We start from the raw sequence: 17,695 nt of genomic DNA on the forward strand, positions 1-17,695 counted from the left end.
CCTTAGTTTTCGGCTTTACGATGGCAGCAGCCGGACAGATTATCAATAATCGGGCAGTCGGCGCTGTCATCTCCAGGGCAAGAAGCCGCCAGTGACAGCAACTGGTCACGCATCGCTTGCAGATCGCTAATGCTACGTTCAATATCCGCAACCTTCTGTAGCGTATAGGCTTTCACATCAGCGCTATGGCGTTTTGGATTGTTAAACAGATTCACCAACTCGCCACACTCCTCCAGATTAAACCCCACCTGGCGCGCCTGGCGTAGCAACGTAAACTCATCAAGGTGCTTTTGCGTATAGCTACGGTAGCCGTTTTCACTGCGTAGCGGCGGCGTCACCAGCCCTTTCTCTTCATAAAAGCGAATGGCTTTACTGGTCAGCCCGGTTTTTTTGGCAACATCACTAATATTCATACATTCCTCCGAAAGCGGGTGATGCAGGACGGTCTATTATAACCTGGATAAATTATCGAATAGACCTTTGACGCAGAAAAACGCGCCAAAGCCAACCTTCATAACCAGAAGAGGCTCGCTGACGGAGTAGCGCTATTTCACTCCGCTCTGACGTGTCGCAAAATCGACAAAACGGAAAGTATCAGCACGTTGATGCGTTTCATGTACCTGAAAAATTTGCGCATCATCAAGGCTAATGGCGCTGCGGATCACCACCAGATGGCTATGCTGATGAAGATCGAGTCGTTTACGATCGCTCTCGCTGGCAAACTCGACGGTTATCTCTTTTGTTGCGTAGGCAATAGGCAGACAAAGATCATATTCCAGCCAGGCATACACCGACCCTTGCGCAACGCTATCAGGAATTGCCGGAACCCATTTTTGGAAGAAATAATCACGATCGTACATAACGGCTTCATTATTAATAAAACGCAGCCGCTCCAGGATAATGACCGGCTCTTTTGGCACTAAACCATAGCGTTCAGCCGCAGCGTCGGGAAGCTCGCCTGGTTGATTACTGAGAACCTGGGTATGTGTTACCAGCGCCTTATCGTGTAATAGCTCTGCAAAACTGTGCAGCCCGGAACCCGATATTTGCAGTTGATCCACGTCTAATACCACCGAACCCCGACGCTGTTTTTTATGAATGAACCCGGCATCCACGAGCATCGACTGAGCCTTCCTCACCGTCTCACGCGAAACCTGATAAGCCTGTGCCAATGCTTCTTCCGTGGGAAGCCTATCACCCGGGCGCAGTGATTTATTTAAAATAGACTGCCGGAGATCCTGATAAATAACATCGTACTTATTCATTTTGTCCCGCCCTGCAATGGTATGCTTCACGCCCTGGATAGGCTCTACCCTCCGCAATTTCTTGCAACCAGCGACTGGATCCTACGCCGGCGATAGGGCCGTCAAGCAGCGGATCATGGCTTTGCACCATCCACTCTTCAACTTTCTGGCGTAAGTCTGCGGCAATTTCGCGGTATTCAACCTCATGGATTAAATTCACGTTTTCGAGCGGATCGCGCGCCAGATCATACAGCTCTTCCGCCTCATTGGGCGTATAGAGCGCGTTCCGTACCGCCTTCCCTGAAGGGCTAAGATGCGCATCCACCGTGATATACACTTTTGGCCCATCGGCGAAATTTCTAACGTAGCTATAGCGCTCGGTACGAATGCCACGCATGGGTTGATATTTATCATGCCAGGTCAGCTCGGTGAAAAAAGAGGTTCTTCCCCCACGCTGTGCGCCGTGGAATAAAGAAGCGAAACTTTTACCATCTAACCCAGCAGGCGTTTCTGCGCCAATCAAATCGAGGATGGTGGGGAAAAGGTCGATATTACACAGCAGCGCTGGCTTGCGCGTTCCCGGAGTGGGGCTACCCGGTAACACCATAATCAGCGCGGTTTCCAGGCCTGCTTTTTTCAACGAGCCTTTAGCAAGAGGGAAAGCGACACCGTGATCGGTAGTGAAAATCACTAACGTATTACGAGAAAGTCCAGTTTCATCAAGCACCTGCATAATCTCGCCGATGGCTTTATCAAGCACTTTGAGAGAACCATTAAACAGGGCTATATCCTCGCGGATTTCGGGTAGATCGGGTAAAAAGTCGAATACCTCAACATCACTGGGATCATCCGCGCATATCTGGTATTCATCAAAATCACGATGAGTTTCGAAAAAACCAACATTGAGATAAAACGGTGTTTTATCAGACTGGTGTTGATGCAAATATTCAACAACTTTTTGCGCAACATTTCCGGCACGCTCGCCCGGCACAGCAATATAGTCGTCATATCCCAGCGCAAGCGTTGAAGAGAAAATGCGGTCTTTTATTGGCGGCGCCTGGTCGATAGTTTCATGACTCAAGCCAATCAGTGACGTAAGATAGCCGCTCTTTTGCAATTCCTTTGGCAGGGTCGTTACGCCTTTAGTGATACAAAACCCTAAATGTGCCAGCCCCATCAAACCATTATTATGCGGATACCGTCCGGTCAATATGCTGCCACGGCTGGGGCTGCACTGGGGAGCTGGGCAGTAATAATTATCAAACTGCACGCCACGCCTGGCCAACGCTGTAATATTCGGGGTAGCGACGGAATAACCATAGCTGGCAAATTTCCGCCCGCTATCATGAGAAATCATAAATAATATATTTGGCTTCATTATATTTACATCCCTGTCATGCCATTTAATTTCACATGCTAGCACTGAACTTTGATTTGTCCATACAAATCAAAAAAAGCATTCACACTAAAAATAAATAAATCATAAACATAAAAACATGATATTTGACCGTTATTAAATTCAGGCGTATCAATTCTTACTGATTTGTCCAGACAATTAAAAGGGCATTAAAATGAAGGATTCATTACACGAAAATGTAACAGACATTATCCATTTAATCGGTGGCAGAGATAACATCATTACGGCAAGCCACTGTTTAACCCGCCTGCGGCTTGGGCTTCACGATGAAAGCAAAGTCAATATTTGCCAACTGGAAAAGAATGATTTAGTGAAAGGCAGTTTTTCCGCTAACGGCCAATTCCAAATCATCATTGGCCCTGGTTTGGTCGATAAAGTTTATCAACAATTTATTCAGCAGACAGGCGGTGGAAATGTTCCGCCCCACACTCCCCCTCCCACTGTTAATAAAAAGACCAATGTTATTCAGCAAATAATAAAGAATCTGGCAGATATTTTTATTCCTGTTCTACCAGCTATTGTCGCGTCTGGTCTTTTGCTGGGGTTTAATAATCTACTAACGAATCCCGGTATTTTCTTTGATGAATCTCTGCTAGTGCATTATCCACAATGGAGCGGCGTATCAGGACTCATCAATATGATAGCCAATACATCCTTCCTGTTTCTTCCGGCGCTTATTGGTTGGTCGGCCACAAAGAAATTTGGCGGCAACCCGCTGCTCGGCATTGTGATTGGCTTAGTGCTGATTCATCCCGAGCTATTAAGCGCACAGCAATTCGCCAAAAACCCTGAGGCAGTGCAGCACTGGTCAATGCTTGGATTACAGTTGAATAAAGTGGGATATCAGGGACAAGTCATCACGGTATTACTCTCCGCCTGGCTGTTGGCGCGAACGGAAAGACTGCTAAACCGCGTGGTTCCCGATATGATTCAGGTTATCGTTGTGGCGCCCGTTACGCTGCTGGTCACCGGTTTTGCGGCATTTTTAATCATCGGCCCGGTGACGATGTGGTTAGGCAATGGCATCACCGACAGCATCCTTAAACTATTTGATATTGCGCCCGTTTTTGCCGGCGGCTTCTTCGCTTTTATCCTTTCTCCTCTGGTCATCACCGGTATGCACCACCTGTTCTTGGGGATCAACCTACAGATGATCGGCACAATGGGCTACACCACTTTATGGCCTATCCAGGTTATGGCTAGCCTCGCACAAGGCATGGGGGCATTAACAATCTTCTTTCTCACCACTGACAAGAAAATGCGCGGCGTCTCGGTGATTGCCGCCGTTTCCGCCTGGCTTGGGGTAACAGAACCGGCAATTTTCGGCGTGAATCTGCGTTATCGCTTTCCTTTTATTGCAGCAATGTTTGGCGCAGGCGTTGCCGGGAGTATTGTCTCCAGCTACCACATTAAAGCAACCTCCATCGGTATCTCCGGTCTTCCGGGTTTCCTGTCAATATTTACCGAATACTGGCAGGTCTATTTTATCGCAATGGGAACGTCCATCGCTCTGACCGCGCTCTTTACCTTTGTACTTTCACGCACAAAGTGGTTTAAGAAACAACTGACAGATAACGAATAATCAGCGTATTCGCCAGCCGTAGCCTTTATCTTTATTTTTGCCTTGACCTTACCCTTGCTGGAAGGTTTAACCTTCATAACACTCAAATGACTATGACGCCGTCCACTTCCGGGCGGCGCATGAAAAAGGAGTGTTATATGTCTCATACAATCAATCTGGCGCTTGACGGCCTGTCCTGTGGACATTGCGTTAAACGCGTTAAAGAGAGCCTGGAGCAGCGCCCTGACGTTGACCATGCAGAAGTGACCATCGAAGCCGCGCAAGTGACCGGTAGCGCCAGCGCCGAGGCGCTTATCGACACCATTAAACAAGCCGGTTACGGTGCGGAGTTAAGCCACCCAAAGGCTAAACCGCTGGCAGAGTCATCACTCCCGTCGGAAGCACTGACAGCGGCCACCCCTGAGCTTCCGGCAGCACAGGATCTGGATGACAGCCAACAACTGCTGATCAACGGTATGAGCTGCGCCAGCTGCGTTTCCCGGGTACAAAATGCGTTGCAGGCCGTACCGGGCGTCGTACAGGCACGGGTAAACCTGGCGGAGCGCACGGCTCTGGTGATGGGCAACGCCTCTGCCAGTGATTTAGTCCACGCGGTAGAGAAAGCCGGTTACGGCGCGGAAGCGATTGAGGACGACCTCAAACGCCGCGAACGCCAGCAAGAAACCGCGCTGGCAACCATGAAACGTTTTCGCTGGCAGGCGATTGTCGCCCTGCTGGTCGGTATTCCGGTGATGGTTTGGGGGATGATCGGCGACAACATGATGGTCTCCGACGATAACCGTTCCCTGTGGCTGGTTATCGGTTTTGCCACCCTCGCGGTCATGGTATTTGCCGGTGGCCACTTTTATAGCAGCGCGTGGAAAAGCCTGAAAAACCGCACCGCGACGATGGACACCCTGGTGGCCCTCGGTACAGGTGTCGCCTGGCTGTATTCGATGAGCGTCAACCTGTGGCCGCAGTGGTTCCCGATGGAAGCCCGCCACCTTTATTACGAAGCCAGCGCCATGATTATCGGCCTGATAAACCTTGGACATATGCTGGAAGCGCGCGCGCGTCAGCGCTCTTCCCGCGCGCTGGAAAAACTACTCGACTTAACGCCACCCACGGCGCGTGTCGTCACCGATGACGGTGAAAAGACCGTGCCGCTGGCGGAAGTGCAGCCCGGCATGACGCTGCGACTGGCAACCGGCGACCGCGTTCCGGTCGATGGCGAAATCACGCAAGGCGAAGCCTGGTTTGACGAAGCGATGCTAACCGGTGAGCCAATCCCGCAACAAAAAGCTGACGGCGATAGCATTCACGCCGGTACGGTTGTGCAGGATGGTTCGGTATTATTCCGCGCCAGTGCGGTCGGCAGCCATACCACGCTGTCACGCATTATTAAAATGGTGCGCCAGGCGCAAAGCAGTAAGCCAGAAATTGGTCAACTGGCAGATAAAATTTCGGCGGTATTTGTCCCCGTAGTCGTCGCTATCGCCATTTTCAGCGCCGCAATTTGGTACTTCTTCGGCCCCGCACCGCAGATTGTCTACACCCTGGTGATTGCCACCACGGTGCTGATTATCGCCTGCCCATGCGCCCTTGGCCTGGCTACACCGATGTCGATTATCTCCGGCGTGGGTCGCGCGGCAGAGTACGGCGTACTGGTGCGTGATGCCGATGCGCTCCAGCGCGCCAGTGAACTGACCACTTTAGTATTTGATAAAACCGGTACGCTGACTGAAGGCAAACCGCAGGTTGTGGCGGTGAAAACCCTGGGGTCGATTAGCGAAGCCACCGCCCTGCGTCTGGCTGCCGCCCTGGAACAAGGCTCAAATCACCCATTGGCGCGCGCTATTATCGAGAAAGCGGCGGATAACGCGCTCCCTCCGGTAACGGCGTTCCGCACCCTGCGTGGGCTGGGCGTTAGCGGGGAATACGACGGATATCGTCTGCTGCTGGGCAACCAGGCATTGCTGCACGAGCAGCAAATTGATACCCGCGCACTGGATGATGAAATGGCGCGACAGGCTGCTCAGGGCGCCACCCCAGTGCTGTTAGCCATCGACGGGCAGGCCGCCGCGTTATTCGCAATTCGTGACCCGCTGCGCAGCGATAGCGTTGCCGCGCTCCAGCGTCTGCATCGCGAAGGCTATCGTCTGGTGATGTTAACCGGCGATAACCCGGTTACCGCCAATGCGATTGCAAAAGAAGCCGGTATCGACGAAGTGATTGCCGGGGTACTGCCGGACGGCAAAGCGCAGGCGATTAAAGATTTGCAGGCACAGGGCCAGAAAGTAGCGATGGTGGGCGACGGTATCAACGATGCCCCGGCACTGGCGCAGGCTGACGTTGGTATCGCGATGGGCGGCGGCAGCGATGTGGCGATTGAAACCGCTGCGATTACGCTGATGCGCCATAGTCTGGTCGGCGTTGCCGATGCGCTGGCTATCTCGCGCGCCACGCTGCGTAATATGAAGCAGAACCTGCTGGGAGCCTTTGTTTACAACTCGTTGGGCATTCCGATTGCTGCCGGGATTCTCTGGCCGCTGACCGGTACTCTGCTGAACCCAGTCGTCGCTGGGGCAGCAATGGCGCTCTCTTCCATTACCGTTGTGAGCAACGCCAACCGGTTGTTGCGCTTTAAACCGAAACAGTAACCCCTCCGCCCCTCCCGCTTTCGGGAGGGGCGTATTTGCACCTTTCCTCCCAGCGCGCTAGCATGGACTTTTCCTTTCAGGGAGCGCGAATGAGTCTGTTAAATCAACTACAACGCCTGTGGCGTCTTCTTCGCGGCTCGCCCTACAACTGGCCAGCGCTGGATGTGTCACTGCCCGGCGGTCGTCATTTACACCTGGTCGGCAGCATTCATATGGGGACGCGCGATATGGCGCCTCTCCCCGCCCGACTGATTAAAAAGCTGCGTCAGGCCGATGCTCTGATTGTCGAAGCGGATATTTCAGGCCATGAAACTCCTTTCAGTAATCTTCCCGTTTACCCACCGTTAGCCGAACGACTCAACGCAGAACAGCTTGAAGCACTGGATAAGCGGGCCACCGAACAGGGGCTGTCACTCGCCCGTTTCGATAGCCAGCCGTTATGGCAAATTGCTATGGTGCTGCAAGCCACGCAGGCGCAAAGGCTGGGTCTGCGCCCTGATTACGGTATCGACTATCAATTATTACAAGCGGCGCACGAAACCGCGCTGCCGGTGCGTGAGCTGGAAGGGGCGGATAACCAAATCTCGCTGTTGCTTCAGTTACCCGATGGCGGCATGGCGTTGCTCGACGATACGCTAACACACTGGCATACCAACGCCCGTCTGCTTCAGGTGATGATCGGCTGGTGGCTCCAGCAGCCGCCGAGCAATGGCGCGACGTCGTTGCCAAATACGTTTAGTCAGTCTTTGTATGATGTGTTGATGGTGCAGCGTAATGAAGCCTGGCGCGATGCGCTGCTGGCGCTGCCGCCGGGGCGTTATGTGGTGGCGGTAGGGGCGCTACATCTGTACGGCGAGGGCAACCTACCGCAGATGTTAAAATAAAAAAATGGCCAATATCTCTATTGGCCCGTCAAAGAGGAATTTCATTGTTATTATTATCCCGAAGTTTTCACTCCGGATCTTCCGATTGTCGCTCAAAGTTGCTACAACTGCCAAGATCTATTGCGCAAGATTGTACTATTTTTTAGTCCGTTCTCGGGCGTATGCTTATGACATATCATGTCTGTAGTGAGAAGAAAGGTTATGACTCCCGCAGTTAAGTTACTCGAAAAGAACAAGATCCCGTTTAGCATCCACACTTACGATCACGATCCCAACGAAACTAACTTTGGTGACGAAGTGGTGCGCAAATTAGGCTTAAATGCCAGCCAGGTTTACAAAACACTGTTAGTCGCGATGAACGGCGATATGAAGCAGTTGGCGGTAGCCGTCACGCCGGTTGCCGGTCAGTTGGATTTGAAAAAAGTCGCGAAGGCATTAGGGGCCAAAAAAGTCGATATGGCCGACCCAATGGTGGCTCAGCGCGTTACCGGTTATCTGGTGGGGGGTATTAGCCCGCTGGGACAGAAGAAACGTCTGCCGACGGTGATTGATGCGCCCTCACAAGAGTTTGCAACAATCTTCGTATCCGGCGGCAAACGTGGTCTGGATATTGAACTGGCAGCGAGCGATTTAGCGAAAATCCTCGGTGCCACCTTTGCGGACATTGCCCGTAAAGAGTAAATCGCGCAGGCCGGATAACGCATTTGCTTATCCGGCCGCGCACCTTACGTTACTGCCAGCTCACTTCCCCTTTCGGTTCATAAGCCTTCACATCCAACGGTGAGTTCTGCTCGATATACTGTTTGAGCACTTCAGCATCGATAAATCCCGTGTTCACATACCCCGGTTTAGTATCAATTTTCGGATAACCATCGCCGCCGGTCGCGTTAAAGCTCAGCGTAGCCAGGCGATACTGCTTCGCCGGATCAACCGGTTGGCCTTTGATTTTCAAATCCGTCAGTTGACCGTTTTTCGCTACAAAGCTGACGTTGGCAAACTGCGGATATGCGCCGGAGTCAGGTTTCATCTGCGCAACCGCCGTCAGATATTCCACCACTTCTTTGCCGCTCATATCGGCATACACCGCCACGTTACCGAACGGCTGCACTTTCAGCACGCTCTTGTAGGTGATATTGCCTTCTTCGATGGAATCACGAATACCGCCGCCGCTCATCACGCCAAAATCCGCGCCCGTGCGTGCCATCTGCGCCGCCAGAATCAAGTGGCCCATATTCGTTTGCACAAAGCGGACTTTGCTGCGGTCGCCTTCCAGAAGACCATTAACGCTCCCCACTTTCACGTCCAACTGCGCTTTGCCTTTGCTCTGGAACGGCGTCAGCAGCGACAGCATCTGCGGGCTTTCCGGGATTTGTGGTGTGTAAAGTACGCGCTCACTTTGCCCGTTGTCGTAGGTCACTTTTTTCTTCAGGTTGACCGGTATAAGCTGATAATGCACCAGCTTCAGCTCGCCGTTGCGAAATTCAAAATCCGCGCGCCCCACGTATTTGCCCCACTCATGGGCCTGAACAATCCAAATACCGTTTTGTTTATCCGGCGCACACGGTGTGCCTGGCACATAATCGACCTGCTTTTTATTCTCAGATGCCATACACACCGGGTCTTGTGAGTGCCCACCCACAATCATCGCCAGCGACCCGGCAGGTAGACTGCGCGCCATTTCCACATCGCCCGGTGCGTTAGATCCGTGCTCGCCGTTATCGTAATGCCCCATATGGGTGGTCGCCAGAATCAAATCTGGCTTCTCTTTTTGCTGTAATTCCTGAATCACCAGCCTGGCTTCATCCGCCGGTTTACGGAATTCGATATCCGTGAAGAATTCTGGGTTACCAATTTTAGCGGTGTCGTCAGTGGTTAAGCCGATAACCGCAATTTTCAAGTCCTGGCGTTTGAAAATGGCCCACGGTTTAAACAGGCGTTCGCCGGTACTTTTTTGGTAAATGTTGGCAGAGAGGAACGGGAATTTGGCCCATTTTTCCTGCTGGCGCAGTACGCTCAGCGGGTTATCAAACTCGTGGTTGCCGACAGCCATCGCATCGTAGCCCACCAGATTCATGCCACGGAAATCTGGTTCTGCATCCTGTAAGTCAGATTCCGGCACGCCGGTATTGATGTCGCCGCCGGACAACAGCAATACACTACCGCCGTCTGCCGCGACCTCTTTGCGAATCCCATCCACCAGCGTTTTTTGCGCTGCCAGCCCGTATTCACCGTATTCGCTGCGCCAGAAGTGCCCATGATGATCGTTAGTGTGCAAGATGGTGATTTTGTAGGTCTTATCTTTCTGGTAAGCCTGTGAAGGCAAACTGACCAAAGACAGTGCAGCCAGCATCGCCAGCGCCACGCCCCGTTTGACGAATTGCATGATCCTCTCCCTGATTGAATAACAATCGCAGAAATTATAACGCTATAAAATATTAGTCTAATTTGGACTAATACTCTCTCAAGCAACTATTTGAATGTAATGATAATAGTTCACAGAATAATCATCCCAGCCCCAAAAGCGCCCCTTCAAAAAGTCCGACGTGCTGATTCTGATTTGTTACAAAGAAAAAATACAGCGTAGTGCTCAAAAACTGGATGTGCGATACATTTTTTCATATTTGAAATTTGTGGATGCTCACAATATCAAGAGAAATTCGCAAGATAGCCGCGCGGGTTAGAAGGGGATGTTAAAGGTGTATGCCCGGATTAGCGGCTGCCTGCTGGAGCGTGATGAACGGGGCATCATTTCCCGACGATGCTATCCATTTCAATTTCATCCTCGGTGGCGCTGCGTAAAAAAGCCGGTCACTTGACCGGCTTACTTTATCAAACCTTATTGTTTACATTTTAAAGGCTTGATAGCCTCAAGCTGCTGGATGCGCGAATCTACTTTCTTATACGCATCACTTTTCGCCATTCCGTTACCGATCCCAAAATCGCCCAGCACGCCAAGTAAGGTGCGGCCATCAAACTCGCCGGTTGAATCAATTTCTTTACGAACGCTCTGAGCCTTCGCCAGTTCAACTTTTACATCCCTGCACTCAAATGAATCCGCCTCAGCCACAGTCATTGCCGGAGCCTGTGGATACTGCTTTGTTGCGCACCCAGCAAGTAATAAAGCGGAAAAAACAAACGTAATTCTTTTCATCATTATAATCCCAAAGCCATAAGAAATTTCTCAACGCCAATATACAGAAGCTAATTCTAACGACACCACAACGGCATTTAATTTATCGGCCATATTTGCCTTTACTATCGTCAGAGATTCAACCGTCTAACGCCCTATTTCCCTGCATTGATTAATGAGACTCGGGATACAACGTGAACATTTCGCAGCGCCCGCCAGCGTATTGAGACTTCCTTCAAACGTCTTAGACAGGTATCTTAGTCTGATAATTATTATTAAAGCGTTTATCCTCAACATCGCTCGACAAAACATAAGTGGAATCTATGGCAATCTCTGAAACCAGCCCTACCCGGCCAGGCCCTTCTGCGTCTTCGCAACCGGGCCGTACCTCATTTGGTATCCTGGGAGCAATCAGCCTCTCCCACCTGCTCAACGACATGATTCAGTCGCTGATTCTGGCAATCTATCCGCTGTTGCAATCGGAGTTCTCACTGAGCTTCGTGCAAATCGGGATGATCACGCTCACCTTCCAGTTGACCTCATCGCTATTCCAGCCGGTAATTGGCTACATCACTGACAAGCGCTCGATGCCGTGGTCGCTGCCGGTTGGGATGTGTTTCACGCTAAGCGGGCTGGTGCTACTGGCGCTGGCAGGCAGTTTTGGCACGGTATTACTCGCCGCCGCACTGGTGGGGACGGGTTCATCGGTATTCCACCCGGAATCTTCACGCGTGGCGAGAATGGCTTCCGGTGGTCGTCACGGCCTGGCGCAGTCTATCTTCCAAGTGGGCGGTAACTTCGGTAGCTCGTTGGGGCCGTTGCTGGCAGCGGTGATTATCGCGCCGTACGGTAAAGGCAACGTCGCATGGTTTGTGCTGGCAGCGCTGCTGGCGATTATCGTACTGGCGCAGGTCAGCCGCTGGTATGCCGCACAGCACCGTTTAAACAAAGGCAAACCCAAAGCGGTAATTGTCAATCCGCTACCCAGAAATAAAGTGATTCTCGCGGTCTGCATCCTGTTAATGCTTATTTTCTCTAAATACTTCTATATGGCGAGCATTAGCAGCTACTACACCTTTTATCTGATGCAAAAATTCGGATTATCGGTACAAAACGCGCAGATTCACTTGTTTGCCTTCCTGTTCGCGGTTGCTGCCGGGACGGTAATTGGCGGGCCTGTGGGGGACAAAATTGGCCGTAAATATGTTATTTGGGGCTCTATCCTCGGTGTTGCGCCGTTTACCCTTCTTTTACCCTATGCCAGCCTGTGGTGGACGGGTATTTTAACGGTGATCATTGGATTTATCCTCGCATCAGCGTTTTCAGCCATTTTGGTGTACGCTCAAGAGCTATTACCAGGCCGTATCGGTATGGTTTCTGGGTTATTCTTCGGTTTCGCCTTCGGCATGGGTGGCCTTGGTGCTGCGGTGTTGGGGCTTGTTGCCGACCACACCAGTATCGAGTTGGTTTATAAAATATGTGCTTTCCTACCACTTATTGGGATGTTGACCATATTCCTACCTGATAACCGCCAAAAACGCTGATTTTCGGGCAGCCAAAGTCTCTTTTTGGCTGCCATCACTTCCCCGCTAGCTCACACTCTCCCTGACATTCACTATCTAATTTTCATTTTTGTGCCATTTATTCTTAAAAAATCAATTTTTCGTCTTAATCCAACAATCATTCACAAACAAAATGCTATAAATTGTCATAAACTATTACTAGGGTTTTTGGCTTACAGGCTGTTCCGGCACTCTGCGCCAAAAATAGGACCACGCATCACGACGAAAGGAGACGGAATGCATCACGCCACACCGCTTATCACCACCATTGTTGGTGGCCTTGTGCTCGCTTTTTTCCTTGGCATGATTGCCAATAAGTTAAGAATTTCTCCGCTGGTAGGTTATTTATTAGCGGGCGTGTTGGCCGGACCGTTTACTCCAGGATTTGTTGCTGATACCAAACTGGCTCCTGAACTCGCCGAACTGGGCGTGATTCTGCTGATGTTTGGCGTCGGTCTCCATTTTTCGCTTAAGGATTTGATGGCGGTAAAGTCGATAGCCATCCCCGGAGCGATTGCGCAGATAGCCGTCGCCACGCTGCTGGGGATGTTGCTCTCCACCTTCTTAGGCTGGTCAATCATGACCGGCATCGTCTTTGGTTTATGCCTTTCTACCGCCAGTACCGTAGTGCTACTGCGGGCGCTGGAAGAACGCCAGCTTATTGATAGCCAGCGCGGGCAAATCGCCATCGGCTGGCTGATAGTCGAAGATCTAGTGATGGTGCTGACGTTGGTTCTGCTGCCAGCGGTGGCGGGCATGATGGAAAAGGACGACATCGGCTTTACCTCGCTTGCCATTGATATGGCGATTACCATCGGTAAAGTGGTGGCGTTTATTGCCATCATGATGCTAGTTGGACGCCGCCTGGTACCGTGGATTCTGTCACGCAGTGCTGCAACCGGCTCACGCGAACTGTTTACGCTCTCGGTGCTGGCGCTGGCGCTGGGCATCGCTTTTGGTGCGGTAGAACTGTTTGATGTCTCGTTTGCTCTGGGAGCGTTCTTCGCAGGGATGGTGTTGAACGAATCAGAACTCAGCCACCGCGCCGCACACGATACGCTGCCGCTCCGCGATGCATTTGCGGTACTGTTCTTTGTCTCCGTCGGTATGCTGTTTGACCCTATGATTTTGATTGAGCAGCCACTGGCGGTAGTCGGTACGCTGGCAATTATTATCTTCGGTAAGTCGTTGGCGGCATTTGGCCTGGTGCGCCTGTTTGGTCACTCGCAGCGCACCGCGCTGACCATCGCTACCAGCCTTGCGCAAATCGGTGAATTTGCCTTTATTCTTGCTGGCCTGGGGATGGCGTTGGATCTGCTGCCGCAGACCGGACAAAACCTGGTGCTGGCAGGCGCGATTCTCTCCATTATGCTGAACCCCGTACTGTTCACACTGCTGGAAAAATACCTCGAGAAAACGGAAACGCTTGAGGAGCAGACGCTGGAAGAGGCTTTGGAAGACGAGAAGCAGATCCCGGTTGATATTTGTAACCATGCACTGCTGGTCGGCTATGGGCGCGTAGGCAGCCTGCTGGGCGAGAAATTAATGGCGCTGGGTATTCCGCTGGTGGTGATTGAAACTTCGCGTACTCGCGTTGATGAGCTACGTGAGCGCGGTATTCGTGCCGTGCTGGGGAACGCCGCCAATGAAGAAATCATGAATCTGGCGCATCTCGACTGCGCGCGTTGGCTGTTGCTGACGATTCCGAACGGCTATGAAGCCGGTGAAATCGTTGCTAGCGCCCGCGAGAAATGCCCACATATTGAGATTATCGCCCGCGCGCATTACGACGATGAGGTCGCTTACATCAGCGAACGTGGCGCGAATGAAGTGGTGATGGGCGAGCGTGAAATTGCCAAAACAATGCTGGGATTATTGAGCGACCCGCCGCTTAAAGAGGCCGTGAGCGTATAATTCCGTAAAGGCAAACCGGATGAGGCAAAGCCGCCATCCGGCAACATAGTGCGAACGTAGTGCGATGGGCCATCCCATGTTGGCCCATCGCGTATTAACGCTCCCAGTACGCCTCTTCGAGGCTGTCCTCTTTCTCCGGCAGACCGCGCGTCAGGCGCGGTGAATGCTGGTTCAGCACCTGATAACTCACCCGATTCGCATATTTACACACCTGCGCCAGCGAGGAGTAAGTCAGCCAATTATGCTGATGCTTGCTGGAGTTCGGCACATTCGAACGGTGGTATGCGTTGGCGGTAATGTCGTGCAGTAGTGCTGCCAGCGCGCCGTCACCTGCGCCGTTGGTGTTCATTATCTTCTCTGGCCCGCCCATAAATGGCGCGATGTGCGAGTAAATTCGCAGCGGATGCTGGCAGTCTTTATAGCGCAGCGCGCGGCTGAACTCGTACTGATTAAACTCGGCAATCGCCCCCGGCAGCAGCGGGTGCTGGGTTTTGCGCTTGGCATCTTCTTCAGTAAAGCCCGCCATATACAGGCCGGTTGGCCCGGCGGTACACAGCACCAGATCAACCCAGTCCAGCGATTTATCTGCCGCCAGCAGCGGGTCGTTGAGGCCGGTTAACGCTTCGGCTTCTTCTTCGTTCATCGCCAGAATCGACACGTGCTCTTTAATAAAGCCCTGCCACCACTGCGGGTTTTCGGCGATAACAAATTTCGTACCCAGCGTCAGTACCACCGGCACATCATACTTTTTGGCGTATTCGATAGCCTGCATGGTGGCGTCCGGCATCGGCTCGCCCGGTTTACAACGCACCAGATACGAGGTCAGCACCAGTGCCGAAGCCCCTGCAATCACCGTCTCTGGGATGCTCTCCGGGCGCAGTTTATTCATATGACCGGGGCTAATCGCAAACGTCCGCTCACCGGCATCGCCAATTAGCGTAAAGCAGCGACCAATCGGCCCATCTACGCCCTGAAGGTAGTTTAAGTCGGTACGGCTGGAGGTATTGCACAAATAGCGGTAGGCATAACCGCCAATTTCGATATTGCCGCACATCACGCCCAGCAGCACCGAGCGGTCATCCGCCAGCACCGAGTAGTTGTGCATGGTGTTGCCGATAGTGCCGCCCGCAAACTGATGAGTGATCAAGTTTTCGCGCAGCAGTTCTTGATACAGCGCCTCAGCAACATCATCTTCAATCACCAGGGAGTGCCCCGCACTCAGGCCATAGCGTTGAATAAACGCGTCATCGACCTTCGCTTCAATATCCACCAGCGTTTGATCGATACCGACCACCCAAGAGGCGCTGGTTTCATTTTCAGGTTGGATCTGTTTCAACAGCGGATCGCGAGCATCCACGGGGAAATAATGTTTAGATTTGCGTTTACCGGGAAATTTCATGGTGATTTTTGTGTGGCAGTTAACAGGCGGGGAATAGTAGCACACTCCCTCGCCTGCGCACGCACGTACAATTAGCGGTATTTTTCGATCAAATTGACCATCATCGTGATATGCGCGTCATCGTCATTCAGCGCAGGAATGTACTCATATTGCTGCCCACCGGCTTCGAGGAACACCTCACGGTTTTGCACCGCAATTTCTTCCAGCGTTTCCAGGCAATCGGCAGAGAAGCCCGGACACATCACCTGGAGATGTTTCGTCCCCTTCTCCGCCAGCATTTTCAGCGTTTCATCAGTATACGGCGTCAGCCACGGCTCGCGGCCAAAGCGTGACTGGAAGGTCATCATCACTTTGTCTGGGTCTATTTCCAGTGCGGAAACCAGCGCGCGAGTGGTATCGCGGCAGCGCTGCGGATAGTCGTCACCTTCGTTAGCATATCGCTGAGGAATACCATGATAGGACAATAGCAGCACATCTGGCTCGCCGTGGCGCTCGAATGACGCTTTGGCGCTAGCGGCAAGCGCCTGAATATAGCCAGGGTCGGTGGCGTAGTCGCGAATAAACGATACGCTCGGGATTGCGCGCTGTTTCGCCAGAATGCGCGCCAGTTCATCCCACACGGCAGCGACGGTCGAACAGGAATATTGAGGGTACAACGGCAGCACGACGATATGGTCAATATCCTGAGCCAAGAGATCATCAACGGCGCTTTGCAGCGACGGCGTGCCGTAGCTCATACCCAGCGCAACCGGGACATCCGGCATTCGAGCCGCTAATGCTCGCTGCTGGCGACGGCTGTAAACCATCAACGGCGAGCCTTCGTCCATCCAGACGGATTGATAGAGTTTGGCAACGCGAGGGGCGCGAATCGGTAAAATGACACCACGAAGCAGCGGCCACCACAGCAGACGAGGGGTATCGACCACACGTTTATCGCTGAGAAACTGGCGCAAATAACGTTTAACCGCGTCGGGCGTCGGCGCGTCGGGTGTGCCGAGATTGGCAAGAAGAATACCGGTTTTTTTAGCGTGCATTACCGCCTCTTATTTATTCAAATTATTGATAATTGTAGCGGAAAAGCGAGGAAGAAGAACTAATTGCTGTAAGAGGTAGAATGATAAATAGCGTGATGGTGCGGAACATATCAGGCCTACGAATATCACGCAGGCCTGATAACCTAAAGCATTAGCCGAGGATTTTTTCCAGCTCTGCGCGAACGGCAGCAACGGCTTGAGTACCGTCTACTTTCGCGTATTTGGTGTTACCCGCCTGCGCTTCTTTAGAGTAGTAGCCGATAAGCGGTGCTGTCATCTGATGGTATTCCACCAGACGTTTACGCACGGTTTCTTCCTGGTCGTCTTTACGGGTAGTCAGTTCTTCACCGGTCACATCATCTTTACCTTCAACCTTCGGCGGGTTGAATTTGATGTGGTAAACACGGCCAGATGCCGCGTGTACGCGACGACCCACGATACGGTCAACGATCAGTTCGTCTGGTACGTCAAATTCCAGAACGTAATCAACGTTGATGCCCGCTTCTTTCATGGCGTCTGCCTGCGGAATCGTGCGCGGGAAGCCGTCCAGCAGGAAACCATTGCGGCAATCTTCCTGGGAGATGCGTTCTTTCACCAGCGCGATAACCAGTTCGTCGGTGACCAGCTTGCCGGCGTCCATGATGTCTTTAGCTTGTTTACCCAGTTCAGAACCGGATTTCACCGCGGCACGCAGCATATCGCCGGTGGAGATTTGCGGAATACCGTACTTCTCCATGATGAACTGAGCCTGAGTTCCTTTACCCGCGCCCGGAGCGCCAAGCAGAATGATACGCATTGCGAAAATCCCCTCAAAGGTTGTCTGTTTTTTTCAAAAGCGCTAAACGATACCACCATCACGCATTTGTCTCAAGGAAGCGGGGCCGCGCTGA

14 protein-coding genes are annotated in these 17,695 nt (G+C 52.1%); 6 read left to right on the forward strand and 8 right to left on the reverse strand.

The features are described 5' to 3' along the window. Positions 1–2 precede the first annotated feature (2 nt). From cueR to AC6I4B_RS17225, 3 genes are all read right to left on the reverse strand, one after another. On the reverse strand, positions 3–413 hold the full coding sequence (gene cueR / locus AC6I4B_RS17215) for a Cu(I)-responsive transcriptional regulator (RefSeq protein WP_497766922.1): 411 nt from the start codon (positions 411–413) through the stop codon (positions 3–5). A gap of 132 nt (positions 414–545) precedes the next feature. Then, positions 546–1,265: a trehalose operon repressor gene (gene treR, locus AC6I4B_RS17220; protein WP_497766924.1), complete on the reverse strand. Its 720-nt coding sequence runs from the start codon at positions 1,263–1,265 to the stop codon at positions 546–548. After that, a complete protein-coding gene (locus AC6I4B_RS17225) occupies positions 1,258–2,622 on the reverse strand; it encodes a sulfatase family protein (protein WP_497766926.1) in 1,365 nt (454 codons plus the stop codon). The genes treR and AC6I4B_RS17225 overlap by 8 nt, the downstream gene beginning before the upstream one ends. 193 nt (positions 2,623–2,815) lie before the next feature. On the opposite strand from AC6I4B_RS17225, the gene AC6I4B_RS17230 reads away from it, so the two are divergent. From AC6I4B_RS17230 to ybaK, 4 genes are all read left to right on the forward strand, one after another. Further along, the gene (locus tag AC6I4B_RS17230) at positions 2,816–4,243 is read left to right on the forward strand and encodes a PTS transporter subunit EIIC (protein WP_497766928.1); all 1,428 of its coding nucleotides are present in this window, start codon (positions 2,816–2,818) and stop codon (positions 4,241–4,243) included. 137 nt (positions 4,244–4,380) lie between these two features. Continuing rightward, positions 4,381–6,882, forward strand: coding sequence for a copper-exporting P-type ATPase CopA (gene copA / locus AC6I4B_RS17235; RefSeq protein ID WP_497766930.1), 2,502 nt, complete (start codon positions 4,381–4,383; stop codon positions 6,880–6,882). Between the two features lie 89 nt (positions 6,883–6,971). Then, positions 6,972–7,766, forward strand: a complete 795-nt coding sequence (locus AC6I4B_RS17240; protein WP_497766931.1) for a TraB/GumN family protein — start codon at positions 6,972–6,974, stop codon at positions 7,764–7,766. Positions 7,767–7,967: 201 nt separating this feature from the next. Further along, positions 7,968–8,447: a Cys-tRNA(Pro)/Cys-tRNA(Cys) deacylase YbaK gene (gene ybaK / locus AC6I4B_RS17245; protein ID WP_497766933.1), complete on the forward strand. Its 480-nt coding sequence runs from the start codon at positions 7,968–7,970 to the stop codon at positions 8,445–8,447. Positions 8,448–8,496: 49 nt separating this feature from the next. On the opposite strand, the gene ushA is transcribed toward ybaK, so the two are convergent. Beyond that, on the reverse strand, positions 8,497–10,149 hold the full coding sequence (gene ushA / locus AC6I4B_RS17250) for a bifunctional UDP-sugar hydrolase/5'-nucleotidase UshA (RefSeq protein ID WP_497766934.1): 1,653 nt from the start codon (positions 10,147–10,149) through the stop codon (positions 8,497–8,499). A gap of 453 nt (positions 10,150–10,602) precedes the next feature. Continuing rightward, positions 10,603–10,917 carry a hypothetical protein gene (locus AC6I4B_RS17255; RefSeq protein ID WP_497772215.1) on the reverse strand — a complete coding sequence of 105 codons (315 nt, stop codon included), beginning with the start codon at positions 10,915–10,917 and terminating at the stop codon, positions 10,603–10,605. A 302-nt stretch (positions 10,918–11,219) separates the two neighbouring features. On the opposite strand from AC6I4B_RS17255, the gene AC6I4B_RS17260 reads away from it, so the two are divergent. Both AC6I4B_RS17260 and ybaL read left to right on the forward strand, forming a co-directional pair. Next, complete coding sequence (locus AC6I4B_RS17260; RefSeq protein WP_497766936.1) at positions 11,220–12,440, forward strand: MFS transporter; 1,221 nt, start codon at positions 11,220–11,222, stop codon at positions 12,438–12,440. A gap of 255 nt (positions 12,441–12,695) precedes the next feature. Further along, entirely contained in the window at positions 12,696–14,372 is a 1,677-nt protein-coding gene (ybaL, locus tag AC6I4B_RS17265) for a YbaL family putative K(+) efflux transporter (RefSeq protein ID WP_497766937.1), read from the forward strand. A gap of 94 nt (positions 14,373–14,466) precedes the next feature. On the opposite strand, the gene AC6I4B_RS17270 is transcribed toward ybaL, so the two are convergent. The 3 genes from AC6I4B_RS17270 to adk all read right to left on the reverse strand — a co-directional run bounded on the left by AC6I4B_RS17270 (position 14,467) and on the right by adk (position 17,601). Continuing rightward, positions 14,467–15,771, reverse strand: a complete 1,305-nt coding sequence (locus AC6I4B_RS17270; RefSeq protein WP_497766939.1) for an inosine/guanosine kinase — start codon at positions 15,769–15,771, stop codon at positions 14,467–14,469. Positions 15,772–15,842: 71 nt separating this feature from the next. Next, on the reverse strand, positions 15,843–16,805 hold the full coding sequence (hemH, locus tag AC6I4B_RS17275; RefSeq protein WP_497766940.1) for a ferrochelatase: 963 nt from the start codon (positions 16,803–16,805) through the stop codon (positions 15,843–15,845). Positions 16,806–16,956: 151 nt separating this feature from the next. After that, positions 16,957–17,601 (reverse strand): adenylate kinase, encoded by a 645-nt coding sequence (gene adk / locus AC6I4B_RS17280; protein ID WP_149462095.1) that lies wholly within the window; start codon positions 17,599–17,601, stop codon positions 16,957–16,959. Positions 17,602–17,695: the final 94 nt, after the last annotated feature.

The organism is Kluyvera fluvialis (assembly GCF_059725275.1).

Excerpts from the sequence above, each read along its gene's own strand:
- AC6I4B_RS17255 (WP_497772215.1), bottom strand. The coding sequence starts at position 10,917 with ATGAAAAGAATTACGTTTGTTTTTTCCGCTTTATTACTTGCTGGGTGC.
- ushA (WP_497766934.1), bottom strand. The coding sequence starts at position 10,149 with ATGCAATTCGTCAAACGGGGCGTGGCGCTGGCGATGCTGGCTGCACTG.
- AC6I4B_RS17225 (WP_497766926.1), bottom strand. The coding sequence starts at position 2,622 with ATGAAGCCAAATATATTATTTATGATTTCTCATGATAGCGGGCGGAAA.
- copA (WP_497766930.1), top strand. The coding sequence starts at position 4,381 with ATGTCTCATACAATCAATCTGGCGCTTGACGGCCTGTCCTGTGGACAT.
- AC6I4B_RS17260 (WP_497766936.1), top strand. The coding sequence starts at position 11,220 with ATGGCAATCTCTGAAACCAGCCCTACCCGGCCAGGCCCTTCTGCGTCT.
- adk (WP_149462095.1), bottom strand. The coding sequence starts at position 17,601 with ATGCGTATCATTCTGCTTGGCGCTCCGGGCGCGGGTAAAGGAACTCAG.
- treR (WP_497766924.1), bottom strand. The coding sequence starts at position 1,265 with ATGAATAAGTACGATGTTATTTATCAGGATCTCCGGCAGTCTATTTTA.
- ybaL (WP_497766937.1), top strand. The coding sequence starts at position 12,696 with ATGCATCACGCCACACCGCTTATCACCACCATTGTTGGTGGCCTTGTG.
- hemH (WP_497766940.1), bottom strand. The coding sequence starts at position 16,805 with ATGCACGCTAAAAAAACCGGTATTCTTCTTGCCAATCTCGGCACACCC.
- AC6I4B_RS17230 (WP_497766928.1), top strand. The coding sequence starts at position 2,816 with ATGAAGGATTCATTACACGAAAATGTAACAGACATTATCCATTTAATC.
- AC6I4B_RS17270 (WP_497766939.1), bottom strand. The coding sequence starts at position 15,771 with ATGAAATTTCCCGGTAAACGCAAATCTAAACATTATTTCCCCGTGGAT.
- ybaK (WP_497766933.1), top strand. The coding sequence starts at position 7,968 with ATGACTCCCGCAGTTAAGTTACTCGAAAAGAACAAGATCCCGTTTAGC.
- AC6I4B_RS17240 (WP_497766931.1), top strand. The coding sequence starts at position 6,972 with ATGAGTCTGTTAAATCAACTACAACGCCTGTGGCGTCTTCTTCGCGGC.
- cueR (WP_497766922.1), bottom strand. The coding sequence starts at position 413 with ATGAATATTAGTGATGTTGCCAAAAAAACCGGGCTGACCAGTAAAGCC.